Source organism: Mesorhizobium sp. M1406 (assembly GCF_040317555.1).
Lineage (GTDB): Bacteria > Pseudomonadota > Alphaproteobacteria > Rhizobiales > Rhizobiaceae > Mesorhizobium.
On sequence record NZ_JAMYKW010000079.1, the window covers coordinates 1 to 18,426 of the forward strand.

The 18,426-nt window shown below is 63.2% G+C and carries 24 protein-coding genes; 19 read left to right on the forward strand and 5 right to left on the reverse strand.

The window, feature by feature from the left end; all coding sequences use genetic code 11:
* Window positions 1-264: 264 nt before the first annotated feature.
* The 3 genes from NKH03_RS31170 to NKH03_RS31180 all read left to right on the forward strand — a co-directional run bounded on the left by NKH03_RS31170 (window position 265) and on the right by NKH03_RS31180 (window position 2,657).
* Window positions 265-1,368: a hypothetical protein gene (locus tag NKH03_RS31170; protein WP_352972688.1), complete on the forward strand. Its 1,104-nt coding sequence runs from the start codon at window positions 265-267 to the stop codon at window positions 1,366-1,368.
* Between the two features lie 241 nt (window positions 1,369-1,609).
* Window positions 1,610-2,230, forward strand: a complete 621-nt coding sequence (locus NKH03_RS31175) for a nucleoside triphosphate hydrolase (protein ID WP_352972690.1) — start codon at window positions 1,610-1,612, stop codon at window positions 2,228-2,230.
* Between the two features lie 85 nt (window positions 2,231-2,315).
* The gene (locus tag NKH03_RS31180) at window positions 2,316-2,657 is read left to right on the forward strand and encodes a hypothetical protein (protein WP_352972692.1); all 342 of its coding nucleotides are present in this window, start codon (window positions 2,316-2,318) and stop codon (window positions 2,655-2,657) included.
* Between the two features lie 25 nt (window positions 2,658-2,682).
* Here the strand turns inward: NKH03_RS31180 and NKH03_RS31185 are convergent, their stop codons facing one another.
* Entirely contained in the window at window positions 2,683-3,387 is a 705-nt protein-coding gene (locus NKH03_RS31185; RefSeq protein ID WP_352972694.1) for a glutathione S-transferase family protein, read from the reverse strand.
* 383 nt (window positions 3,388-3,770) lie between these two features.
* Between NKH03_RS31185 and NKH03_RS31190 the strand changes: the two genes are divergently transcribed.
* Window positions 3,771-4,460: a GDSL-type esterase/lipase family protein gene (locus NKH03_RS31190; RefSeq protein ID WP_352972696.1), complete on the forward strand. Its 690-nt coding sequence runs from the start codon at window positions 3,771-3,773 to the stop codon at window positions 4,458-4,460.
* A gap of 144 nt (window positions 4,461-4,604) precedes the next feature.
* Here NKH03_RS31190 and NKH03_RS31195 read toward each other — a convergent pair whose 3' ends face one another.
* Both NKH03_RS31195 and NKH03_RS31200 read right to left on the reverse strand, forming a co-directional pair.
* Window positions 4,605-5,813: a beta-ketoacyl-[acyl-carrier-protein] synthase family protein gene (locus NKH03_RS31195; RefSeq protein WP_352878054.1), complete on the reverse strand. Its 1,209-nt coding sequence runs from the start codon at window positions 5,811-5,813 to the stop codon at window positions 4,605-4,607.
* Between the two features lie 5 nt (window positions 5,814-5,818).
* On the reverse strand, window positions 5,819-6,073 hold the full coding sequence (locus NKH03_RS31200) for an acyl carrier protein (protein WP_013528393.1): 255 nt from the start codon (window positions 6,071-6,073) through the stop codon (window positions 5,819-5,821).
* A gap of 214 nt (window positions 6,074-6,287) precedes the next feature.
* Here NKH03_RS31200 and NKH03_RS31205 point away from each other — a divergent pair, with 214 nt between their 5' ends.
* The 5 genes from NKH03_RS31205 to NKH03_RS31225 are packed head-to-tail and all read left to right on the forward strand — an operon-like array spanning window position 6,288 to window position 8,651.
* Window positions 6,288-7,121 carry an urease accessory protein UreD gene (locus tag NKH03_RS31205; RefSeq protein ID WP_352972698.1) on the forward strand — a complete coding sequence of 278 codons (834 nt, stop codon included), beginning with the start codon at window positions 6,288-6,290 and terminating at the stop codon, window positions 7,119-7,121.
* Between the two features lie 28 nt (window positions 7,122-7,149).
* A complete protein-coding gene (locus NKH03_RS31210; RefSeq protein ID WP_023760238.1) occupies window positions 7,150-7,452 on the forward strand; it encodes an urease subunit gamma in 303 nt (100 codons plus the stop codon).
* A gap of 10 nt (window positions 7,453-7,462) precedes the next feature.
* Window positions 7,463-7,717: a DUF1272 domain-containing protein gene (locus NKH03_RS31215; protein WP_352972701.1), complete on the forward strand. Its 255-nt coding sequence runs from the start codon at window positions 7,463-7,465 to the stop codon at window positions 7,715-7,717.
* 32 nt (window positions 7,718-7,749) lie between these two features.
* A complete protein-coding gene (locus tag NKH03_RS31220) occupies window positions 7,750-8,343 on the forward strand; it encodes a HupE/UreJ family protein (RefSeq protein WP_352972703.1) in 594 nt (197 codons plus the stop codon).
* 2 nt (window positions 8,344-8,345) lie between these two features.
* Complete coding sequence (locus NKH03_RS31225) at window positions 8,346-8,651, forward strand: urease subunit beta (RefSeq protein ID WP_352872901.1); 306 nt, start codon at window positions 8,346-8,348, stop codon at window positions 8,649-8,651.
* A 20-nt stretch (window positions 8,652-8,671) separates the two neighbouring features.
* Here the strand turns inward: NKH03_RS31225 and NKH03_RS31230 are convergent, their stop codons facing one another.
* A complete protein-coding gene (locus NKH03_RS31230; protein WP_352972705.1) occupies window positions 8,672-9,166 on the reverse strand; it encodes a hypothetical protein in 495 nt (164 codons plus the stop codon).
* A gap of 126 nt (window positions 9,167-9,292) precedes the next feature.
* The gene (locus tag NKH03_RS31235; RefSeq protein ID WP_352872897.1) at window positions 9,293-9,664 is read right to left on the reverse strand and encodes a hypothetical protein; all 372 of its coding nucleotides are present in this window, start codon (window positions 9,662-9,664) and stop codon (window positions 9,293-9,295) included.
* A gap of 194 nt (window positions 9,665-9,858) precedes the next feature.
* On the opposite strand from NKH03_RS31235, the gene ureC reads away from it, so the two are divergent.
* The 10 genes from ureC (at window position 9,859) to NKH03_RS31285 (ending at window position 18,120) form a co-directional block, all read left to right on the forward strand.
* A complete protein-coding gene (gene ureC, locus NKH03_RS31240) occupies window positions 9,859-11,571 on the forward strand; it encodes an urease subunit alpha (protein WP_502913573.1) in 1,713 nt (570 codons plus the stop codon).
* A gap of 227 nt (window positions 11,572-11,798) precedes the next feature.
* Window positions 11,799-12,287, forward strand: coding sequence for a DUF29 domain-containing protein (locus NKH03_RS31245; protein ID WP_352872895.1), 489 nt, complete (start codon window positions 11,799-11,801; stop codon window positions 12,285-12,287).
* Between the two features lie 57 nt (window positions 12,288-12,344).
* The gene (locus NKH03_RS31250; protein WP_352972707.1) at window positions 12,345-12,938 is read left to right on the forward strand and encodes a hypothetical protein; all 594 of its coding nucleotides are present in this window, start codon (window positions 12,345-12,347) and stop codon (window positions 12,936-12,938) included.
* A gap of 45 nt (window positions 12,939-12,983) precedes the next feature.
* Window positions 12,984-13,208 carry a glutathione S-transferase N-terminal domain-containing protein gene (locus NKH03_RS31255; protein ID WP_352872891.1) on the forward strand — a complete coding sequence of 75 codons (225 nt, stop codon included), beginning with the start codon at window positions 12,984-12,986 and terminating at the stop codon, window positions 13,206-13,208.
* A 1-nt stretch (window position 13,209) separates the two neighbouring features.
* Window positions 13,210-13,803, forward strand: a complete 594-nt coding sequence (gene ureE / locus NKH03_RS31260) for an urease accessory protein UreE (RefSeq protein ID WP_352872889.1) — start codon at window positions 13,210-13,212, stop codon at window positions 13,801-13,803.
* Window positions 13,796-14,467 (forward strand): urease accessory protein UreF, encoded by a 672-nt coding sequence (locus tag NKH03_RS31265; protein WP_352972709.1) that lies wholly within the window; start codon window positions 13,796-13,798, stop codon window positions 14,465-14,467. The genes ureE and NKH03_RS31265 overlap by 8 nt, the downstream gene beginning before the upstream one ends.
* On the forward strand, window positions 14,464-14,904 hold the full coding sequence (locus NKH03_RS31270; protein WP_352972711.1) for a DUF3995 domain-containing protein: 441 nt from the start codon (window positions 14,464-14,466) through the stop codon (window positions 14,902-14,904). The genes NKH03_RS31265 and NKH03_RS31270 overlap by 4 nt, the downstream gene beginning before the upstream one ends.
* Window positions 14,901-15,542, forward strand: a complete 642-nt coding sequence (gene ureG, locus NKH03_RS31275) for an urease accessory protein UreG (RefSeq protein ID WP_352972713.1) — start codon at window positions 14,901-14,903, stop codon at window positions 15,540-15,542. Before NKH03_RS31270 ends, ureG begins: the two co-directional genes overlap by 4 nt.
* A gap of 82 nt (window positions 15,543-15,624) precedes the next feature.
* Complete coding sequence (locus tag NKH03_RS31280; RefSeq protein WP_352972715.1) at window positions 15,625-16,392, forward strand: class II aldolase and adducin N-terminal domain-containing protein; 768 nt, start codon at window positions 15,625-15,627, stop codon at window positions 16,390-16,392.
* Between the two features lie 963 nt (window positions 16,393-17,355).
* A complete protein-coding gene (locus NKH03_RS31285; RefSeq protein ID WP_352972719.1) occupies window positions 17,356-18,120 on the forward strand; it encodes a transposase in 765 nt (254 codons plus the stop codon).
* The last annotated feature ends 306 nt before the right edge of the window (window positions 18,121-18,426 follow it).

An 18,426-nucleotide genomic window follows, 5' to 3' on the forward strand; every position in this document is an offset into this window, starting at 1 on the left:
GCCGGTGCGGGTTTAAATGCGGGGTTAGTATCTCATTCACCCTCCCCTTTGGGGGTTGGGTCGATCCCCGACGGGTTGGGGGGTGGGGGTGCTCGTAGGCGCCCCCCACCCCGTCGAACGATCTCCGCTTCGCTCCGACCGCTCGCCGACCCTCCCCACAAGGGGGAGGGTGAAGGAGATCCTGATGCAAAATGCCTGCCGCGCCGCTTGCGCAAGCCGCGTCGAACGGGTTCTGTTTGCGCCTTCAGAATCGGTGAGAGCGCAATGACTGTCAGCACCATCAAGGCCAGAAATATTTCGGTTTCGCTCGATCTCACGGTCGGCCACATCGCCGACATGGTCGTCGAAAGTGGCGGGCGGCAGCTGAAGCCGCTGCACCGCGCGCCCTGGGTCGACGCGGGCGAGACGCTGCCGGATGATTTGCCGGAAGGCACGGTCCGGCTGTCCGGCGATTTTCTCTGCGCGCCGTTTTCACGCAGCGATGTCGAGGAGGCGCCGCTGCATGGCTGGCCGGCCAACAGCGCCTGGGATGTCGTCGAGAGTGCCGCGACGAACGATGGCTGGCGCGCGGTCTACCGCCTGCGGCACAAGGTGATGGGCGCAACGGTCGAAAAAATCCTGACGCTGCGCGACGACCATCCCTTCCTCTATCAGGAGCATGTGTTCTCTGGCGGCCATGGCGCGATCTCGGTCGCGCATCACCCGATGACGGCGATGACGGGCGGCGGCAGGCTGGCCTTTTCGCCAAAGCGGTTCGCCGCGACGCTGGACGATCCGCTGGAGCCCGATCCCGCACGCGGCCGCTTCATGCTGGCCTATCCGGGGCGCTCCACCGATCTCAGCCATTTCCCCGCCGCCGGCGGCGGTACGCTCGACCTGACGGAATACCGTATGGGCGACCGCCGCGAGGATTTCCTCACGCTGGTCGAGGCCGATCATGGCGGGCCGGGCTGGACCGCGCTTGCGCGGCAGGCCGAAGAGGACCTGGTGCTGGTGCTGAAGAACCCGGCCGAGCTGCCGGTCACCATGCTGTGGCTCAGCAATGGCGGCCGGGACTACGCGCCCTGGAGCGGCCGCCACCGCGGCGTGCTCGGCATCGAGGATGGCCGCACCGCGATAGGCCATGCCGCCTCGATCGGCGACAACTGGCTGAAGCGCGAAGGGGTCGCGACCGCCTTTGCGCTGGGCGAAGGCCGCAGCGTTTCCTTTCGCCATATCATCGGCGCCATGCCGCTGTCCGGCGGCGAGCCGCCGCAGGAGGTCACGACCACAGATGGCCGCATGCGGCTGGCAGCCGGTGGCGGCTCGACGCGAGAGATCCCCTTTGACAGCGATTTCCTGCGTATTGGGCGAACGGCGGCAGCTTGATCGGATGGCTTCCCTGTTTGTTCTCAAGGAACGTTGGCGCCGCCCCCCACCTGCCTGCCGGCATCCTCTCCCCCGTATAATGACAGTCACTATACGGGGAGAAGTGCCCGGCAGGGCGATGAGGGGCAGCACTCACTTTGACAATTTCGCTTGCATAAATCCCGGTTTGAAATTTCCACCGACTGGCGACAAGATGCAGCGGAATTATCGTGACCGTGATCAAGGCCAGAGAGAGGCTCCAATGTCCGAAATCGCCCATCTCGCCGCCACCATCTTCAAGCGCGCCGGCAAGGCAAGCCGCTTCATCGTCGCCATTGCCGGTCCGCCGGGGGCCGGCAAGTCGACGCTGTCGGCGAGGCTGCATGATCTGCTGCCCGAAGGTGCGGCGGAAGTCGTGCCGATGGACGGCTTCCACTATGACGACGCCGTGCTCGAGCAGCGCGGCTTGCGCGCACGCAAGGGCGCGCCGGAAACCTTTGACTTTGCCGGCTTCGAGGCCCTGCTGAAACGCATCCGGGCCGGCGAACCCGACATCGCCATCCCGGTCTTCGACCGCGGCATGGAACTGTCGCGCGCCGCCGCCTCGATCATCCCCACCGAGACCAAGTTCATCCTGGTCGAGGGCAATTACCTGCTGCTCGACGAGGAGCCGTGGTCGCGGCTGGCGCCGCTGTTCGATTTCTCGATCTTCGTCGACGTGCCGCGCGACGAGCTCGAGCGCCGCCTGCTGGAGCGCTGGCACGGGCACGGCCGCTCCGATGAGGATGCGCGCGCCTGGATCGCTTCCAACGACATGCCCAATATCGACCGGGTTATTGCTCGACGCCGGGCCGCCGATCTGGTGATCGGCCTTTCCGCTTGATTCTACGAATCGCGCAAGGGGAACCTTAAGACATTCAGGCCGTTATCGCCGATAAGGCAATTCTGCCAAAGAGGGAGTCCGTCCGATGGCACAGAAGGCAAGAAAGCCCGCGCCCTCCAAGGGCAAGGCAACCCAATCCAAGGCAGGCGCCGGCCCGGCAGTCGCGGCGCGTTCGAAGGATACCAAGCCGGCCTTCGGCAAGGCGGCACCGAAGAAAGTGGTCCCGGCCGCCGCGAGAGCCGCGCCGAAAGCCGCAAAGCCCAAAAAGCCGGCAGGCGCCGATGGATCGATATCGGGCAGCGCCATGCGCACGGTCAAGGCCGCGGCCAATGTGGCTGTGGGCGCCGTCGCCATCGCCGCCAGGGGCACTGCATCGCTTGCGGCGTCCATGGTGGGCAAGGGCGGCTCGAAGGCGAAGGCAAAGTAGCGCTCTCGAAGCTCGCCGGTTTGCGTCAGGCTCTGGCCGGGATGGTCAGGCCCTTCTGTACCGCTGGTCGGGCAAGACCGCGTTCCAGCCATGCCGCCACATTGGCGAAATCGTCGAAGCCGACGAGGTCGCGCGCTTCGTAGAAGCCGATCAGGTTGCGCACCCAGCCGAGCAGCGAAATATCGGCGATGGTGTAGTCATTGCTCATGATCCATCTGCGGCCCTTCAGCCTGCCATCGAGCACGCCGAGCAGCCGCCGCGATTCATCGCGATAGCGCTCCAGCGGGCGCTTGTCGGCGATCTCGCGGCCGGCGAATTTGTGGAAGAAGCCGACCTGGCCGAACATCGGCCCGACCGAGGCCATCTGGAAGAACACCCATTGAATGGTCTCGTAGCGGCGTGCCGCGTCCACGGGCATGAGCAGGCCGGTCTTTTCGGCGAGGTAGAGCAGGATGGCGCCGGACTCGAACAGGCCGATCGGCTTGCCATCCGGACCGTTCGGATCGATGATCGCCGGGATCTTGCCATTGGGATTGAGCGACAGGAATTCCGGCGTCCAGCTTTCATTCTTGCTGATATTGACCAGATGCGGCTCGTAGGGCAGGCCGAGTTCCTCCAGGGCGATCGATATCTTCACGCCGTTCGGCGTTGTCGCCGAATAGAGCTGGATCCGGTCCGGGTGTTTGGCTGGCCAGCGCGTTGCGATCGGAAAGGCGGACAGGTCGGCCATGGGAAACTCCTGAATGGGGATTCGCGCCGAGCGGCACGGTTTGGCGGGTCCACGGAGAATTAGGGGCGCGGCCGATTCCGATCAATATGCCAGCGGCAGTTTCGCCGTGCACGGACGATCACAGGAATCGGATAGTTCAGGGCCGCCCTTGGCAGGTGGCAAACCGCCGAGGCACCACGCCATGGCGTTTTCTCAGCCTTTGCATCACGCCCCTTACTTACCGCCTGCGGCGAAATGCGCCATCTGAGGGGCGGCCCGATCATGAACACGGCGCGGCCTCCTTCCTTCGCCGATGCTGTCGTGACAATCTGCTGTTACGATCCATCGCGGGCTCTGAGGCTTAGGCCAGAATAGCCCCGAATGGTCCCGCAGGGAGGTAGACCATGACAAAAGTGCGTGACGTGTCGTTTGTGGCCCTTGCCGCATTTTCCGCAATGTTGGGGTTAGCCGGCAACGTGGATGCCGAGGATGCACTTCCGACAATCGTCACCCTCGGCGACAGCTACATCAACAGCGGTGGAGTAGCTCCCACTGAGAGCTTTGCGACCAAGCTAAAGTCTGGGCTGAACGCTGCCGGGCACCCAGTGACAATTGCCGAGGTGGGGTACACGGGGACCAGCAAACGGGGTCTCGCTTGGCTGGCGGAATCCAAGGACGGCCTTGACCTGCAGGCGAACCCTGCAAACCACGTTGTCATCGTTGAACTGGGTCAGAACGATTGCGCTCGTATCGACCTGGATCACACGCGAGCGAACCTCGACCAGATTTTGAGTATCCTCGCCCAGAAGCGCGTTCCAGTGCTTGTGGTTGGAACCGCGGCCTATGGCTATTGCTCGTCTACCCTGTCTGCTGGGCACGGGGCTGACTATGCCGAGCCCTTTTCAAAGATGTTCTCCGAGCTAGCGACCAAGCATGGAGACTTGCTCTACGTCGACTTCAAGGAGGGCGTGACTGGGCATCGGGAGTTGCTGCAAGCGGACAACGATCACCCAAATGCGGCGGGTGATGCGATCATCGTTAGAAACATGCTCCCTATGGTCGAGGCGCTGCTCGCGCAGGTGCAACCGCATTGAAGACCCGTCTGAAGAACGAACCGCATCTATAAAAACTGGGCCGTGTTCTCAGTAGCGATTGTCAGACGTGACCGAGGCTGAAAGGGTCTTTTGTCCACATCATGAGGCAGATGTAACCGCCTGGCAGATCGGGATCGCCCGCGATCAGACGGCCTTGAAGGCCAGCACCGCATTGGTGCCGCCGAACGCGAAGCCGTTGCTGATCGCGGTGCGCACCTTGCGCTCGCGCGCCACATTCGGCGTGACGTCGAGGTCGCAATCGGGGTCGGCCTCGCGAAAATTGGCCGTCGGCGGCACGATGCCTTCGCGGATCGCCATCACGCAGGCGATCATCTCGAGCGCGCCCGATGCGCCGAGGCAATGGGCATGCATCGACTTGGTCGACGACATCGAAAGCTTGTAGGCATGGTCGCCGAAGACGCGCTTGATCGCCGCCGTCTCGATCTGGTCGTTGGCCTTGGTGCCGGTGCCATGGGCATTGAGATAGTCGACATCCTCGGGATTGAACCCGGCGTCGGCCAGGCAGGCGCGCATGGCGGCCGTCGGTCCTTCGATGGTCGGCGCGACAATGTCGGACGCGTCGGCGGAAAGGCCGGCGCCGGCAATCTCGGCAAGGATGGTAGCGCCGCGCGCCATGGCGTGCTCGTAGCTCTCCAGCACCGCCATGCCGGCACCTTCGCCAAGCGACAGGCCCTGGCGATCGGCCGAAAATGGCCGGCAGGTGTCCGGTGCCAGCACCCGCAGCGCTTCCCAGCCCTTCAGGATACCCCAGACCAGCGGCGCATCGGTGCCGCCGGCAACCATCACGTCGGCGCGGCCGAGCCTGATCTGGTCGACGGCCGACGTGATGGCGTGATTGGACGACGAGCAGGCCGAGGTGACGCCGAAGACCGGCCCGCGCAGGCCGAGATTCATGCTGACGTGGCCGGAGGCCGCGCTTGGCATCACCTTTGGCACGGTGAAGATGCCGGCGCGGTTCTTGCCCTCGATCAGGATGGCGCGATAGTTCTCCTCGATCGCTTCCCAGCCGCAGACGCCGACACCGACGACGGTGCCCATCCGATAGGTGGTTGCCTCATTCGAGACCAGGCCGGCCTGCTGCATGGCTTCCCTGGCCGCGATCGTCGCCAGCAGGCTGAAGCGGTCCATCGATACGGTCTGCTTGCGGTCGATGCCGTGATCTGGAAGAGCCTTGATTTCGCAGCCGACCTTGACCTTCAAATCATGCAGCTGCGGACTTGTGATCTGGCCTATGGCCGAGCGGCCGGCGCGCATCTCGTTCCAGATCGCGGGCGCGCTGGTGCCGAGCCCGCAAATGCCGCCCATGCCGGTGATGACGACGCGCTGCCGCATTCAGTTCAGGCTTTTTTCGCGATCAGCGCGCGGACAGCTTCGACCATATCGCCGACATTCTTCAGATTGCTCCAGGCGTCGACCGTGTTCATCTCGATCTCGATGCCATACTCTTCCTCAAGATCGAAGATGATCTCGGTCAGCTCAAGCGAATGGATACCAAGCGAGGTCAATTCGGTGGTGGTGGTGATTTCCTCGCCGCCCGGCTCGGCATGAGCCTTGATCTTCGCGATGATATCCGTTGCCAGCTGGTCGGCCATTCGGTTTCTTCCCCACTATGTCGCGTTTCCCGACGCCAACTGCGCAGCGCCCCTTTTCTCCTGGTATCAAGCCGCCGTCGTCGTTTTATACCCCCGCCAAGCGCGGCGTGGCCGTACCAAGGTGGTTCCCTCTATAGAAACCGAAACGTTGTCAAGCAACAAGCTATATCGAACTCCATATCGACAAAGCCGGCGGAGTGCTTAACGTGTAGGCATGGATACGGCTGAACATGGCGGGATTTCGACGCAGCGCGTTGCGGGCGTGGCGCGGCTTTCCTGCGCCGTAGGCGAGGGTCGAACGCGCCTGCGGCGCCTCTATCAGGACGGTGCCGCCAAGATAAGGATGCCGGCAGTCTCGGCCGATCCGCTCGAAGCGGTGCTGATCAACACCGCCGGCGGAATGACCGGCGGCGACCGTATCGCCTGGGACGTGGATATCGGCGCGGCCGGATCGGCATCGATCACGACCCAGGCCTGCGAGAAGATCTATCGGGCGGCATCCGACCGTGCCGAAGTGCGGGTCAATTTGTCGGTCGGTGAAAACGGCCGCATCGCCTGGCTGCCGCAGGAGACCATCGTCTTCGACCGGGCGGCCTTTGCCCGCACGCTCGACGTCGAGCTTGCCGCCGGCGCCGAGGCGCTGGTGCTGGAAGCCGCCGTCTTCGGCCGCCTGGCGATGGGCGAACGCGCCGCGCAGGGCCATTTCCACGACCGCTGGCGCGTCCGCCAGGAGGGCTCCCTCATTCACGCGGAGGATTTCCGCATCGGACCCGATATCGCCGCAACGCTCGATCGCCCGGCGGTTATCGGTGGCGCGATCGCGATGGCGACGCTGCTTTTGGTGTCGCCACGGGCCGAAGCGCTGCTCGAACCAGTTCTGGAGATCGTCGGCGACCACGGCAGCGCCAGCGTCTGGAACGTCAAGAAATCTGGCAAGCTTCTTGCGAGGCTCTACGCTGGGGATGGCTACCGGCTGCGCCAGCGGCTGGTTCCACTCGTCGAATTGCTCAACGGAAGAGCGGGGTTGCCCAAATTATGGTCACTGTAGGCCTGTCGCTACCAGCCTGGGAAAACGCATGAACCTGACGCCGAGGGAAAAGGACAAGCTGCTGATCGCCATGGCGGCGATCGTGGCGCGCAAGCGGCTCGAACGCGGCGTCAAGCTCAACCATCCGGAAGCGATCGCGCTGATCACCGACTTCGTCGTCGAGGGTGCCCGCGACGGCCGCCCGGTCGCCGACCTGATGGAAGCCGGCGCCCATGTCGTTACCCGCGCGCAAGTCATGGAAGGCATCGCTGAGATGATCCACGACGTGCAGGTCGAGGCGACATTTCCCGACGGCACCAAGCTGGTGACCGTGCACGAACCGATACGGTGAGGACGAGAAGATGCTTGAGCTGCGCCCCAATTGCGAATGCTGCGACAAGGACTTGCCGCCCGAGGCAGCGGATGCGTTGATCTGCACCTTCGAGTGCACCTTTTGCGCCGACTGCGTGGAGCATGTGCTGGACAGCATCTGCCCCAATTGCGGGGGCAATTTTTCGGCACGGCCGATCCGCCCGGCGGCGATGCTGAAGAAATACCCCGCCTCGACCAAACGCGTTCTCAAGGCCGAAGGCTGCGGCCCTCGCAAGGCCGCGTGAACACCGCGACCCCTTAACCAGAAGGCATTTCGATGATCTCCGCTCCGATGAAACGCGCTTCGCTTTCCGCAATTCTACTTCTAGCGGCTTCCATGCCGGCCTATGCCCATGTCGGCATCGGCACCACCTCCTCCTTCACGGCCGGTTTCATGCACCCGCTCTCCGGTCTAGATCACATGACCGTGATGATCGCGGTCGGACTGTGGGCGGCGCTCAAGGGCGGCAAGGCGGTTCTTGCCTGGCCGGCGGCCTTTGTCGGCGTCATGCTGGCCGGCGGCGCGCTCGGCATGCTGCATATGTCCCTGCCCTTCGTCGAACCGGGCATTCTGGCATCGGTCGTGGTGCTCGGGCTGCTGGTGGCCCTGGCGGTCGATCTGCCGGTCTCGGCCGGCGTTGCCATCATCGGCCTGTTCGCGCTGTTCCATGGCCACGCGCATGGCACCGAAGTACCGGAGAATGCGAGCGGGCTCGAATACATGGCCGGCTTTGCCATCGCTACTGCGCTGCTGCATGCCACCGGCATCGCCGCCGGGCTCGGCCTCGGCATCCGGTTCCGTGGCTTGGCCCGCGCCGCCGGTGCCGCATGCGCTGCGATCGGTGTCGGCCTCGTCTTCGGTGTGGTGTGAAGATGATCCCGGGCGAAATCATCACGGCGGGCGGCGACATCGAGCTGAACAAGGGCCTGCCGACCGTCACCTTGAAAGTGGCCAATAGCGGCGACCGGCCGATCCAGGTCGGCAGCCACTATCATTTCTTCGAGACCAATGAGGGTCTGAAGTTCGACCGCGAGCGTGCCAGAGGAATGCGCCTCGACATCGCCGCCGGCACGGCCATGCGCTTCGAGCCGGGACAGGAGCGCGACGTCACGCTGGTGCCGCTTGGCGGCAAGCGCGAGGTCTACGGATTTCAGCAGAAGGTAATGGGCAAGTTGTGAGATCTTCCAGCGCGCTCGGCTCAGTTCGACGGCTTGGCCGCGGCGTAGATGACGACCTTTCCGGGATCGTCGAATTCGACGGCGAGGACATCCTGCACAAGCACGCGCCGCGACTCGATGGCGTTGAACAAGAGCGCGTTGGCCTCGATCTCCTTGCGCAATTCCGCAATATCGTCCTGATGCTGCTTGATCTTGCTTTCGATTACCGCCGGCGGGCCGCCTTCGGTGCGCGCGGCGTCGGTCAGGAACACGATATCGACTTTGTCGAGCTTGGATGTCTTGCGCACCGTGCCGATGTTTTCACGCGTCCGGTCGATTGCCGTGTTGACGTTTCCGGCTTCGGCCGTGGTCTTGGCCTCTTCCTGCTTGACCTCCGAGCCGACAATGCGGTTGACGGTCTCCGTGCTTTCAAGCCCCTGCGCCTTCAGGCCGGCAACAGGACCGGCCGCCGCCAGGAACGCCATTGCGGCGACGGCCTGCAACCGTCTTTGGGCCGAAAAAGGAGTGATCGCCATCGCTCGCTCCTGAGGGAATTCGTTTCGGGGCGCGGTTTAGCGCGAATACAACAAAAATCCCGCCCCGCGAAGGTTCCCGTCCCGATGCGGCCGGCGGACCGGATGCCGGCCCGCCGCGCCGCTTTGTCAGCTGGCCTTCTTGGTAATCAGGGTCAGCGCGCCATTGGGCTCCATGCTGGCCGCGATGACCTGCGCCGAGCTGAGCCCCTTGGCCTCAAGCGCGGACTTCACCTTGGGCGTGGCGTCGATCGAGCTGCGCAGTTTCTTCAAGCCGTCGTCGCCACGCTGGGCGATCACCTGGTTGACCTGCGTCTGGGTGTCCTTTGGCAGTTCCGTGATGTCGACGATATTGACGCTCTGGATCGTCGGTACGGCCGGCTGCGCTTGGGGAGTGGCCGGAGCGGGCGTGGTCGGCGCCGGCGCTGGCTGCTGCTGGGCACCGGCGGCGCCCGCCAGCATCAGGGTAGCGGCAGCGGCAAGAACTATGGTTTTGCGCATGGATTTTCCTTTCCATCGATTGGCAAACGGTCGTTTTGGGGTGACCCCCTAACCTCAAACGCCAAATGGGATCAGAAGGTGTCGCCCAGTGGGTCATTGCGTGACCATTGGATGGCAGCAATGTGCCGGAATTCAACCAAACCGCATTTCGGCAAACCGCATTTCGGCAAACCTCATTTTGGGAGCAATCGCTGATGGCCAGAATTACCCGTGCCGCCTATGCGCAAATGTACGGCCCGACGGTCGGCGACAAAGTGCGGCTTGCCGACACCGAACTGTTCATCGAGGTCGAGAAGGATCTCACCATCCATGGTGAAGAAGTAAAATTCGGCGGCGGCAAGGTGATCCGCGACGGCATGGGCCAGAGCCAGGTGTCGCGGGCGCAAGGCGCGGTCGACACCGTCATCACCAATGCACTGGTGGTCGATGCCGGCGCCGGCATCTTCAAGGCCGATATCGGGCTCAGGGACGGGCGGATCGCGGCAATAGGCAAGGCCGGCAATCCAGACACGCAAGACGGCGTCACCATCATCATCGGCCCCGGCACCGAGATCATCGCCGGCGAAGGCAAGATCCTGACCGCCGGCGGCTTCGACGCGCATATCCACTTCATCTGCCCGCAGCAGATCGAGGAAGCGCTGATGAGCGGCATCACCACCATGCTCGGCGGCGGCACCGGCCCGGCGCATGGCACGCTCGCCACCACCTGCACGCCGGGCCCATGGCACATGGCGCGCATGATCCAGTCCTTCGATGCCTTCCCGATGAACATCGGCCTGTCGGGTAAGGGCAATGCGTCCCTGCCCGCAGCGCTCGAGGAAATGGTGCTGGGGGGCGCGTGCTCGCTGAAGCTGCATGAGGACTGGGGCACAACGCCGGCGGCCATCGACTGCTGCCTTTCGGTCGCCGACGAGTACGACGTGCAGGTGATGATCCACACCGACACGCTGAACGAATCCGGCTTTGTCGAAAATACGGTGGCGGCGATCAAGGGCCGCACCATCCACGCCTTCCACACCGAGGGTGCCGGCGGCGGCCACGCGCCCGACATCATCAAGGTCTGCGGCTTGCCCAACGTCATCCCGTCCTCGACCAATCCGACGCGGCCCTACACGGTCAACACGCTGGCCGAGCATCTCGACATGCTGATGGTTTGCCATCATCTGTCGCCGTCGATCCCCGAAGACATCGCCTTTGCCGAAAGCCGCATCCGCAAGGAGACCATCGCGGCGGAAGACATTTTGCACGACATCGGCGCCTTCTCGATCATCTCGTCGGACTCGCAGGCCATGGGCCGTGTCGGCGAAGTGGCGATCCGCACATGGCAGACCGCCGACAAGATGAAGCGCCAGCGCGGCTCGCTGCCGCAGGAGACCGGCAACAACGACAATTTCCGCGTCCGCCGCTACATCGCCAAATACACGATCAATCCGGCCATCGCGCATGGGCTGTCGAAGGATATCGGCTCGATCGCGGTCGGCAAACGCGCCGATCTGGTGCTGTGGAACCCGGCCTTCTTCGGCGTCAAACCGGATATAGTGCTGATCGGCGGCATGATTGCCGCCGCCCCGATGGGCGACCCAAACGCCTCGATCCCGACGCCGCAGCCAATGCACTACCGGCCGATGTTCGGCGCCTATGGCAAGGCCAGGACCAATTCGTCGGTGACCTTCGTCTCGAAAGCAGCGCTGGAATCGGGCCTGCATGGCAGGCTGGGCGTCGACAAGCAGTTCGTCGCCGTCGAAAACACCCGCGGCGGCATCGGCAAGCATTCGATGGTGCTCAACGACGCCACGCCGCATATCGAGGTCGATCCGGAAACCTACGAGGTCCGTGCCGACGGCGAGCTTTTGACCTGCGAGCCGGCAACGGTGCTGCCGATGGCGCAGAGGTATTTTCTGTTTTGAGGCCAATATGCCGACCGAAACTCGTGAATTTGGTCAGATGTGCCTGAGGAGACGCGCTTCTCATCCGTGCGCCCAGAAAAGCGCCCGCACTTTGTCAGCTGTCGGCACAAAACCGTACACGGTTTGTCAACACCGAGATCGAGAACGTGTCGTTGGATGGCCTTGATCGACCTGCATTCTCTGCTTCCAACTTGGAAATCTGGCGCCTTTGGCGCAATATAAGCTGCATGAACAAGATTTTTCGAAAACAGCAATTGACGCCCTATGAGGCCGATTATGCTCAGTGGTGCGCCGAACAGGGCGCGCTGTTGCGCGAAGGTCGTCTGTCCGACCTCGACCGCGAGAATCTTGCCGAGGAGATCGAGAGCTTGGGGCGGAGCGACAAAAGGGAAATTGCGAGCAGGCTTGGCACCTTGATCCTTCATTTGCTCAAATGGGGATTTCAGCCTGAGCAGCGCAAGACTGGATGGCTGCTCACAATCCGTGAGCAGCGACATCGGATTGAAAACCTGCTCGATGAAAGTCCGAGTCTGAAGGCGTATCCGGCGCAGATGCTCGGACGAGAGTTCAAGATAGCAAGATTAAAGGCGCTAGACGAAACCGGCTTGAGAGATCGCGATTTCCCTGTTGATTGTCCATACGCGATCAGGGAAATTCTAGACCATGACTATTTTCCAGGTACGCCGTGGTCTTCGGATAAACTTATTCGCGAGTAGCCGAGAAGTGGCCCGTCGCAGATATTTCATCGCGTCGTGAGCATTAGTATCCACCCCATGGCCACCGAAATCGCTTCAGCCCACGACATCTTCCCGCACATCCGCATAGTCATGGGCATGGTGATCGGGCTTGGCGTCGCCCGCCTGCTGTCGGGGGTGGCGCGCATCGTCCAGCATCCCGGCCAGTACAAGCTCTATCCGGTGCATCTGGCCTGGGTCGCCTCGGTGCTTTTGATGCTGGTGCATTTTTGGTGGTGGGAGTTCGGTCTCTACGCCATCGAGAACTGGACCTTCGGCAAGTACCTGTTCATCATCTTCTATGCGATCACGCTGTTCCTGCTCTGCGCCCTGCTGTTCCCGGATTCGATGCTGGACTACACCAGCTACGAGGATTTCTTCTATTCGCGCCGGGCCTGGTTCTTCGGCCTGCTGGCGGCGACCTACCTGCTCGATGTGATAGACACGCTTCTGAAAGGGCCGGAGCATTTCGCCCGCTTCGGCAGCGAATACCTGTTCCGCACGCCGGTGTTCGTCGCGCTCTGCATTGTCGCTATCCTGGTGCGCGATCGCCGCTTCCACATCACCTTTGTCGCGGCGGCGCTTATCTATCAGATATCGTTCATCCTGCGGCTCTTCGACACCATCGTCTGAGCGGGCGCGATGGTCTAGATTGCTCGGGAAAGGCAGGGTTCACCTATGTACAAGGCCGTCGGATCGCGTGGATCCCGGGTCAGCCGCGTTCTCTGGATGCTCGAGGAACTCGGGCAGCCCTATGAATTCGTCGAGGTCAAGCTGCGCTCGCCGGAAGCCTATGCGCTCAACCCGTCGGGCAAGGTGCCGATCCTGATCGATGGCGAGCTGACCGTGACGGACTCGGCGGCGATCTGCGTCTATCTTTCGGACAAACACGGGGATCCATGAAATGAAGCTCAACCTCAACACCGACTTCACCAAATTCCCGCGTGCCGTTTCCGTGCTGACCGCCGGCAATGCCGGAACCACAGCGCCATCCGGTCGGGCCGTGCTCGCGCATGACGAGCGGCATCTGCGCCGCCGCGCCATCGAACTTGCCGACGGCAGCAAGGTGCTGGTCGACCTGCCCGAGCCCGTCGCCCTGAACGATGGCGACCGGCTGGTGCTGGAGGATGGCGGCCATATCGAGATCATCGCGGCGCCGGAAGAGGTCTATGACATCCGGGCTCGTGACACCGTGCATCTGGCCGAACTCGCCTGGCATATCGGCAACCGTCATCTCGCGGCCAGCATCGAGGCCGGGCGCATCCTCATCCTGCGCGACCATGTCATCAAGGCGATGCTGGAAGGGCTCGGCGCCACGGTGACTGATGTTTCCGAGCCGTTCAAGCCGGTGCGCGGCGCCTATTCCGGCCATGGTGGGCAAAGCCACGATCACGGCCATGCGCATGCCCATAGCCACGCCGAGACTCATTCTCACGCGCACAGCGAATCGCATTCCCATTCGCACGATCACGCCGGCCACCACCACGACCATGACTGACCAGCCTTCGAACATAGCGCTCTTGCGGCTGATGGCGTGGTTGTCGCCGGCCTTTCCGGTCGGCGGCTTTTCCTACAGCCACGGCCTCGAGCGCGCGGTGCATGACGGGCTGATTGCCGATGCCGAGAGCCTCGCCTGCTGGCTGGAAACGCTGGTCGAGATGGGCTCGGGCTGGAACGACGCGGTGCTGTTCGCCGAGAGCTGGCGGCGAGCACGCGGCACCGGTGATCTGGATGAAGCAGCCGCGCTCGCCGAGGCGCTGGCCGGCTCGCGTGAACGCCACACCGAGACCATGCTGCAGGGTGCCGCCTTCCTCAAAGCGGCGGCGGCCTGGCCAAATCCGGTGCTGCAGCGCTTGCCGGCCGAGTGCGCCTATTGCGTCGCCGTCGGCGCCATTGCCGGCGGCAATTCAATTGCACTTCGGGATGCGCTGTCCGCCTTCCTGCAGACCTTTTTCTCCAACCTCGTCCAGGCCGCGATCCGGCTCGGCGTCGTCGGCCAAAACAGGGCAACCACCCTGCTTGCCGGCTTCGAGCCGCTGGCCGTTGCGACCGCGGCCCGCGCCGCGCGTTCGACGCTGGATGATCTCGGCGGCTGCGCCTTCGTCTCCGACGTCATGGCGATGAAGCACGAAACCCAGTATTCGCGATTGTTCCGCTCATGATCATCCTCGCCTTCGCGCTTTCGACCGTTCTGCTGCTGATCACCGCGCTACACGTCTATTGGGGCCTTGGCGGCATCTGGCCGGGCAAGGATGCGGCCTCCTGCGCCCGTGCCGTGGTCGGCTTTCGCGGCGTCGACGAGATGCCGACGCCGTTCGCCAGCTTTGCCGTTGCCGCGTGCCTGTGCCTGGCGACGCTGTGGCCGCTGGCGCTTATAGGCGTCTTTGCCTCGCCGTTTCCCAGGGAAGGCCTCGCCGCCACGTCGCTGCTCATCGGGCTGGTGTTCCTGGGGCGCGGCATTGCCGGCTTTACGCCGTGGTGGCGGCGCCTGACACCGGAACAGCCTTTCGCGCGGCTCGATGTCCGTTATTATTCGCCGCTGTGCCTGCTGATCGGGCTCGGCTTTGCCATCCTTGCCATCACGGAGTTTCCCGCATGACACAGACAAATGGCCCGCTGCGCGTCGGCATTGGCGGCCCGGTCGGTTCGGGCAAGACGACGCTGACCGAAAAGCTGTGCAAGGCGCTGCGCGACGAATTCTCGATCGCCGTCGTCACCAACGACATCTACACCAAGGAAGACGCCATGATGCTGGCGCGGCTGCAGGCGCTGCCCGAGGATCGCATCATGGGCGTCGAGACCGGCGGCTGCCCGCATACCGCGATCCGCGAGGATGCCTCGATCAATCTGCAGGCGATCGCCGAGATGAACAGGAAATTCCCGGATCTCGACATCGTCTTCATCGAATCCGGCGGCGACAATCTTGCCGCCACCTTCTCGCCTGACCTCGCCGACCTGACGCTCTATGTCATCTCGGTCTGCCAGGGCGAAGAAATCCCGCGCAAGGGCGGGCCGGCGATCACCCGCTCCGATTTCCTGGTGATCAACAAGAGCGATCTGGCGCCTTACGTGAACGTCAACCTCGATGTCATGGAGAGCGACGCCGGCCGCATGCGCGGCAAACGGCCGTTCGGCTTCACCGACCTGTCGCGCGGCAAGGGACTGCAGGCGGTCATCGATTTCATCCTCGATCAGGGCGGGCTGCGTACCGGCGTCGCGGCCAACACGGCAGCGTGAGATAGCCATCCCTGCACCAACCAAAACCGGTTGCGGGCATGGGCTGGTCACGGCATTCTTGCCAAAACCGGAGGATTTTTCGATGAGCATCGCCCGCCTGCAGAAGGAAACGCTGACCAACCTGCCCTTCCATGAGGAGCGCGTCGATCTGGCCTGTGCCTTTCGCTGGACGGCGCGGCTCAACATGCACGAGGCGGTGGCCAATCATTTCTCGCTGGCCGTCAATGATGACGGCACGCAGTTCCTGATGAACCCCAACCAGGTGCATTTCTCGCGCATCAAGGCGAGCGATCTGCTGATGATCGACGCCAACGATCCAGAAACGCTCTCCGGTCCCAATGCGCCGGACCCGACGGCGTGGGGCCTGCATGGCGCCATCCATCGCAATGTGCGCCACGCGCGCTGCGTCATGCATGTGCATTCCATCCACGCCACGGTGCTGGCGTCGCTCGCCGATTCTCGCCTGCCGCCGATCGACCAGAATTCGGCGATGTTCTTCAACCGGCATGTCGTCGACGCCCACTATGGCGGGTTGGCCTTCGAGGAGGAGGGCGAGCGCTGTTCGCAGCTTCTCGTCGATCCCAAGGTCAAGGTGATGGTGATGGGCAATCACGGCGTGCTGGTTATCGGCGATACGGTCGCCGATGCCTTCAACCGCATGTTCTATTTCGAACGTGCCGCCGAGACCTACATCAAGGCGCTGTGGACCGGCCGTCCGCTGCGCACGCTTTCCGACGCGATCGCCGAGAAGGCGGCAAGCGAGATGGACGACTATCCCGGCCAGGCCGAACGCCATCTCAGCGAGTTGAAAGCGATCCTCGACGAGCAGGAACCGGCCTACCGGAATTGAGGGCTGGTTCTGGGCTGGATCTAGCGCCCGTTTCGTCGAAAGAAGAAACTTTCAACGTCGCGCCGCCCCTCATCCGCCTGCCGGCACCTTCTCCCCGTATAATGACCTATCGGATTCACACATCTTTCTGCGGCGGCTAAAGAAACGTGAAATCAAAGACTTAAGTGAGGGCGATGCCGTCATGATCTCTTGGCGGCGCTAGGATGCAGGCGTTGAAAATGCTGGCATTTTTGACCTACCGTCCATGAGCGGAAAGAGATGTGTGAATGCCATAGATAGATACCTATCGTATTCACGCATCTCTGTTGCGTTTTGCGATGAAGGTCGATTCTGTGTCGGTGAGAAGATCGATGGAGGTGTCGATGACCGGGATCGAGTACGGGCTGGGGCGATTTGGCGATCGCCGCCTGGAAAAAGGGGGGCCTGCTTGCATCGGGCGCTGGTGGCGCGGCCTGGATCGTGTATCCGTCGGCTTGGCGGCAAACGGGCGTCCGAAATGCAATTCACGCGGCTTCTGCGCAACCCCTCGGTAACGGCGGCAGAGATGTCGCTCCATGCTGGAAGGCTGACCGGACGGCGCGTGGCCGGTCGCCATGTCGTTGCGGTGCAAGACACCTCGGAGTTGGTGCTGGGCAGCCGACGGGCGCGAGCCGGCTATTGCCCGGTCGGCAAGGGCAACGTGGCGGGCCTGCTGCTGCACCCGGTGCTGGCGTTGGAGGCCGGCACTGGGGCGCTGCTGGGCCTGGTCTCGATGCAGGTCTGGAACCGCAGCGGAGGTGAATTGGCGCCGCAACGCAAGCGGGCGACGGCCGACAAGGAATCGCAGCGCTGGATCGACGCAACAAGGCAGGCCGGCGCGGTTCTGGATGGTGCGGCCAGCATCACCATGGTGTCGGACCGCGAGAGCGACTTTTACGAACTCTTCGCGGAGCGCCCGCCCAATGTCGAGCTGATCGTGCGGGCCTGCCAGAACCGGCGGATCGAGGCGCCGCAAGAAGGGCCGGACTTGCTGCTCGCCTTCATCGACGCCCAGCCCGAGCAAGGCCGCTTTGCCGCGACCATCCCCGCCGCGCCCGGGCGACGCGCGCGAGACGCCGAACTTGCGCTGCGCTTCGCCCCGGTGACGGTGCGCCGACCGCTCAATGGAGCCGATCCGGCGTGCCCGAGACGGTCGGTTTGACACTGGTCGATGTTCGCGAGGTGTCGAAACCGCAATATGGCAGCGAACCGGTGCATTGGCGGCTGCTGACCACCCACTGTGTCGCCACCGAGGTCGAAGAGCGCAAGATCGTCGACCTCTACCGGTCGCGCTGGACCATCGAGGAGTTCTTCCGCACCCTCAAGACGGCAGGCTTCGATATCGAGGCCGCCGACATCGGCGATCCGCACGCCATGATCAACTTCGTCGCCGCTGCGACGATCGCCGCCGTCACCATCAAGCAACTCGTGCAGGCTCGCGACGGCAATACCGATCAGCGCCTCGGTGATGCTTTCGAACCGAACGACCGACCCATTCTCGAAGCCGTCTCAGCCAAGCTCGAGGGCAAGACCGAGCGACAACGCAATCCCCATCCCAAAGGCTCTCTGGCCTTCGCCGCCTGGGTCATCGCCCGCCTGGGCGGCTGGACCGGCTACTACGGCAAGCCCGGCCCAAAGGTCATGCGCATCGGCCTCGCCGAATTCTGGGCCATCAAATACGGCGCCAACCTCGGACTGCGAAATGTGTGAATCCGATAGGTTACTATAACGGGGAGTTGAGGGAGTGGTCCGCGAAGCGGACGCAAAGCCAATTGCTTGGCTTTTCGAACGACGACCGCCCGGCAGGGCGATGAGGGGCGGCGCCGACCTCGACATTTGCCCGGTGAGGGCAACTGTGCTACACATCCAGGCATGGTGCTGAGTCGCGCCAGTGACCCGCCGCAAGGCGGGTTTTTTGTTGCCGTCGCATGCCTAGTACCTGTGCACAGAGGATTCGACGGGTTGGATGGGTTGTAGCCGGGGCAGGCTATCGGGTTTGACGAGCAGTTCGATGCT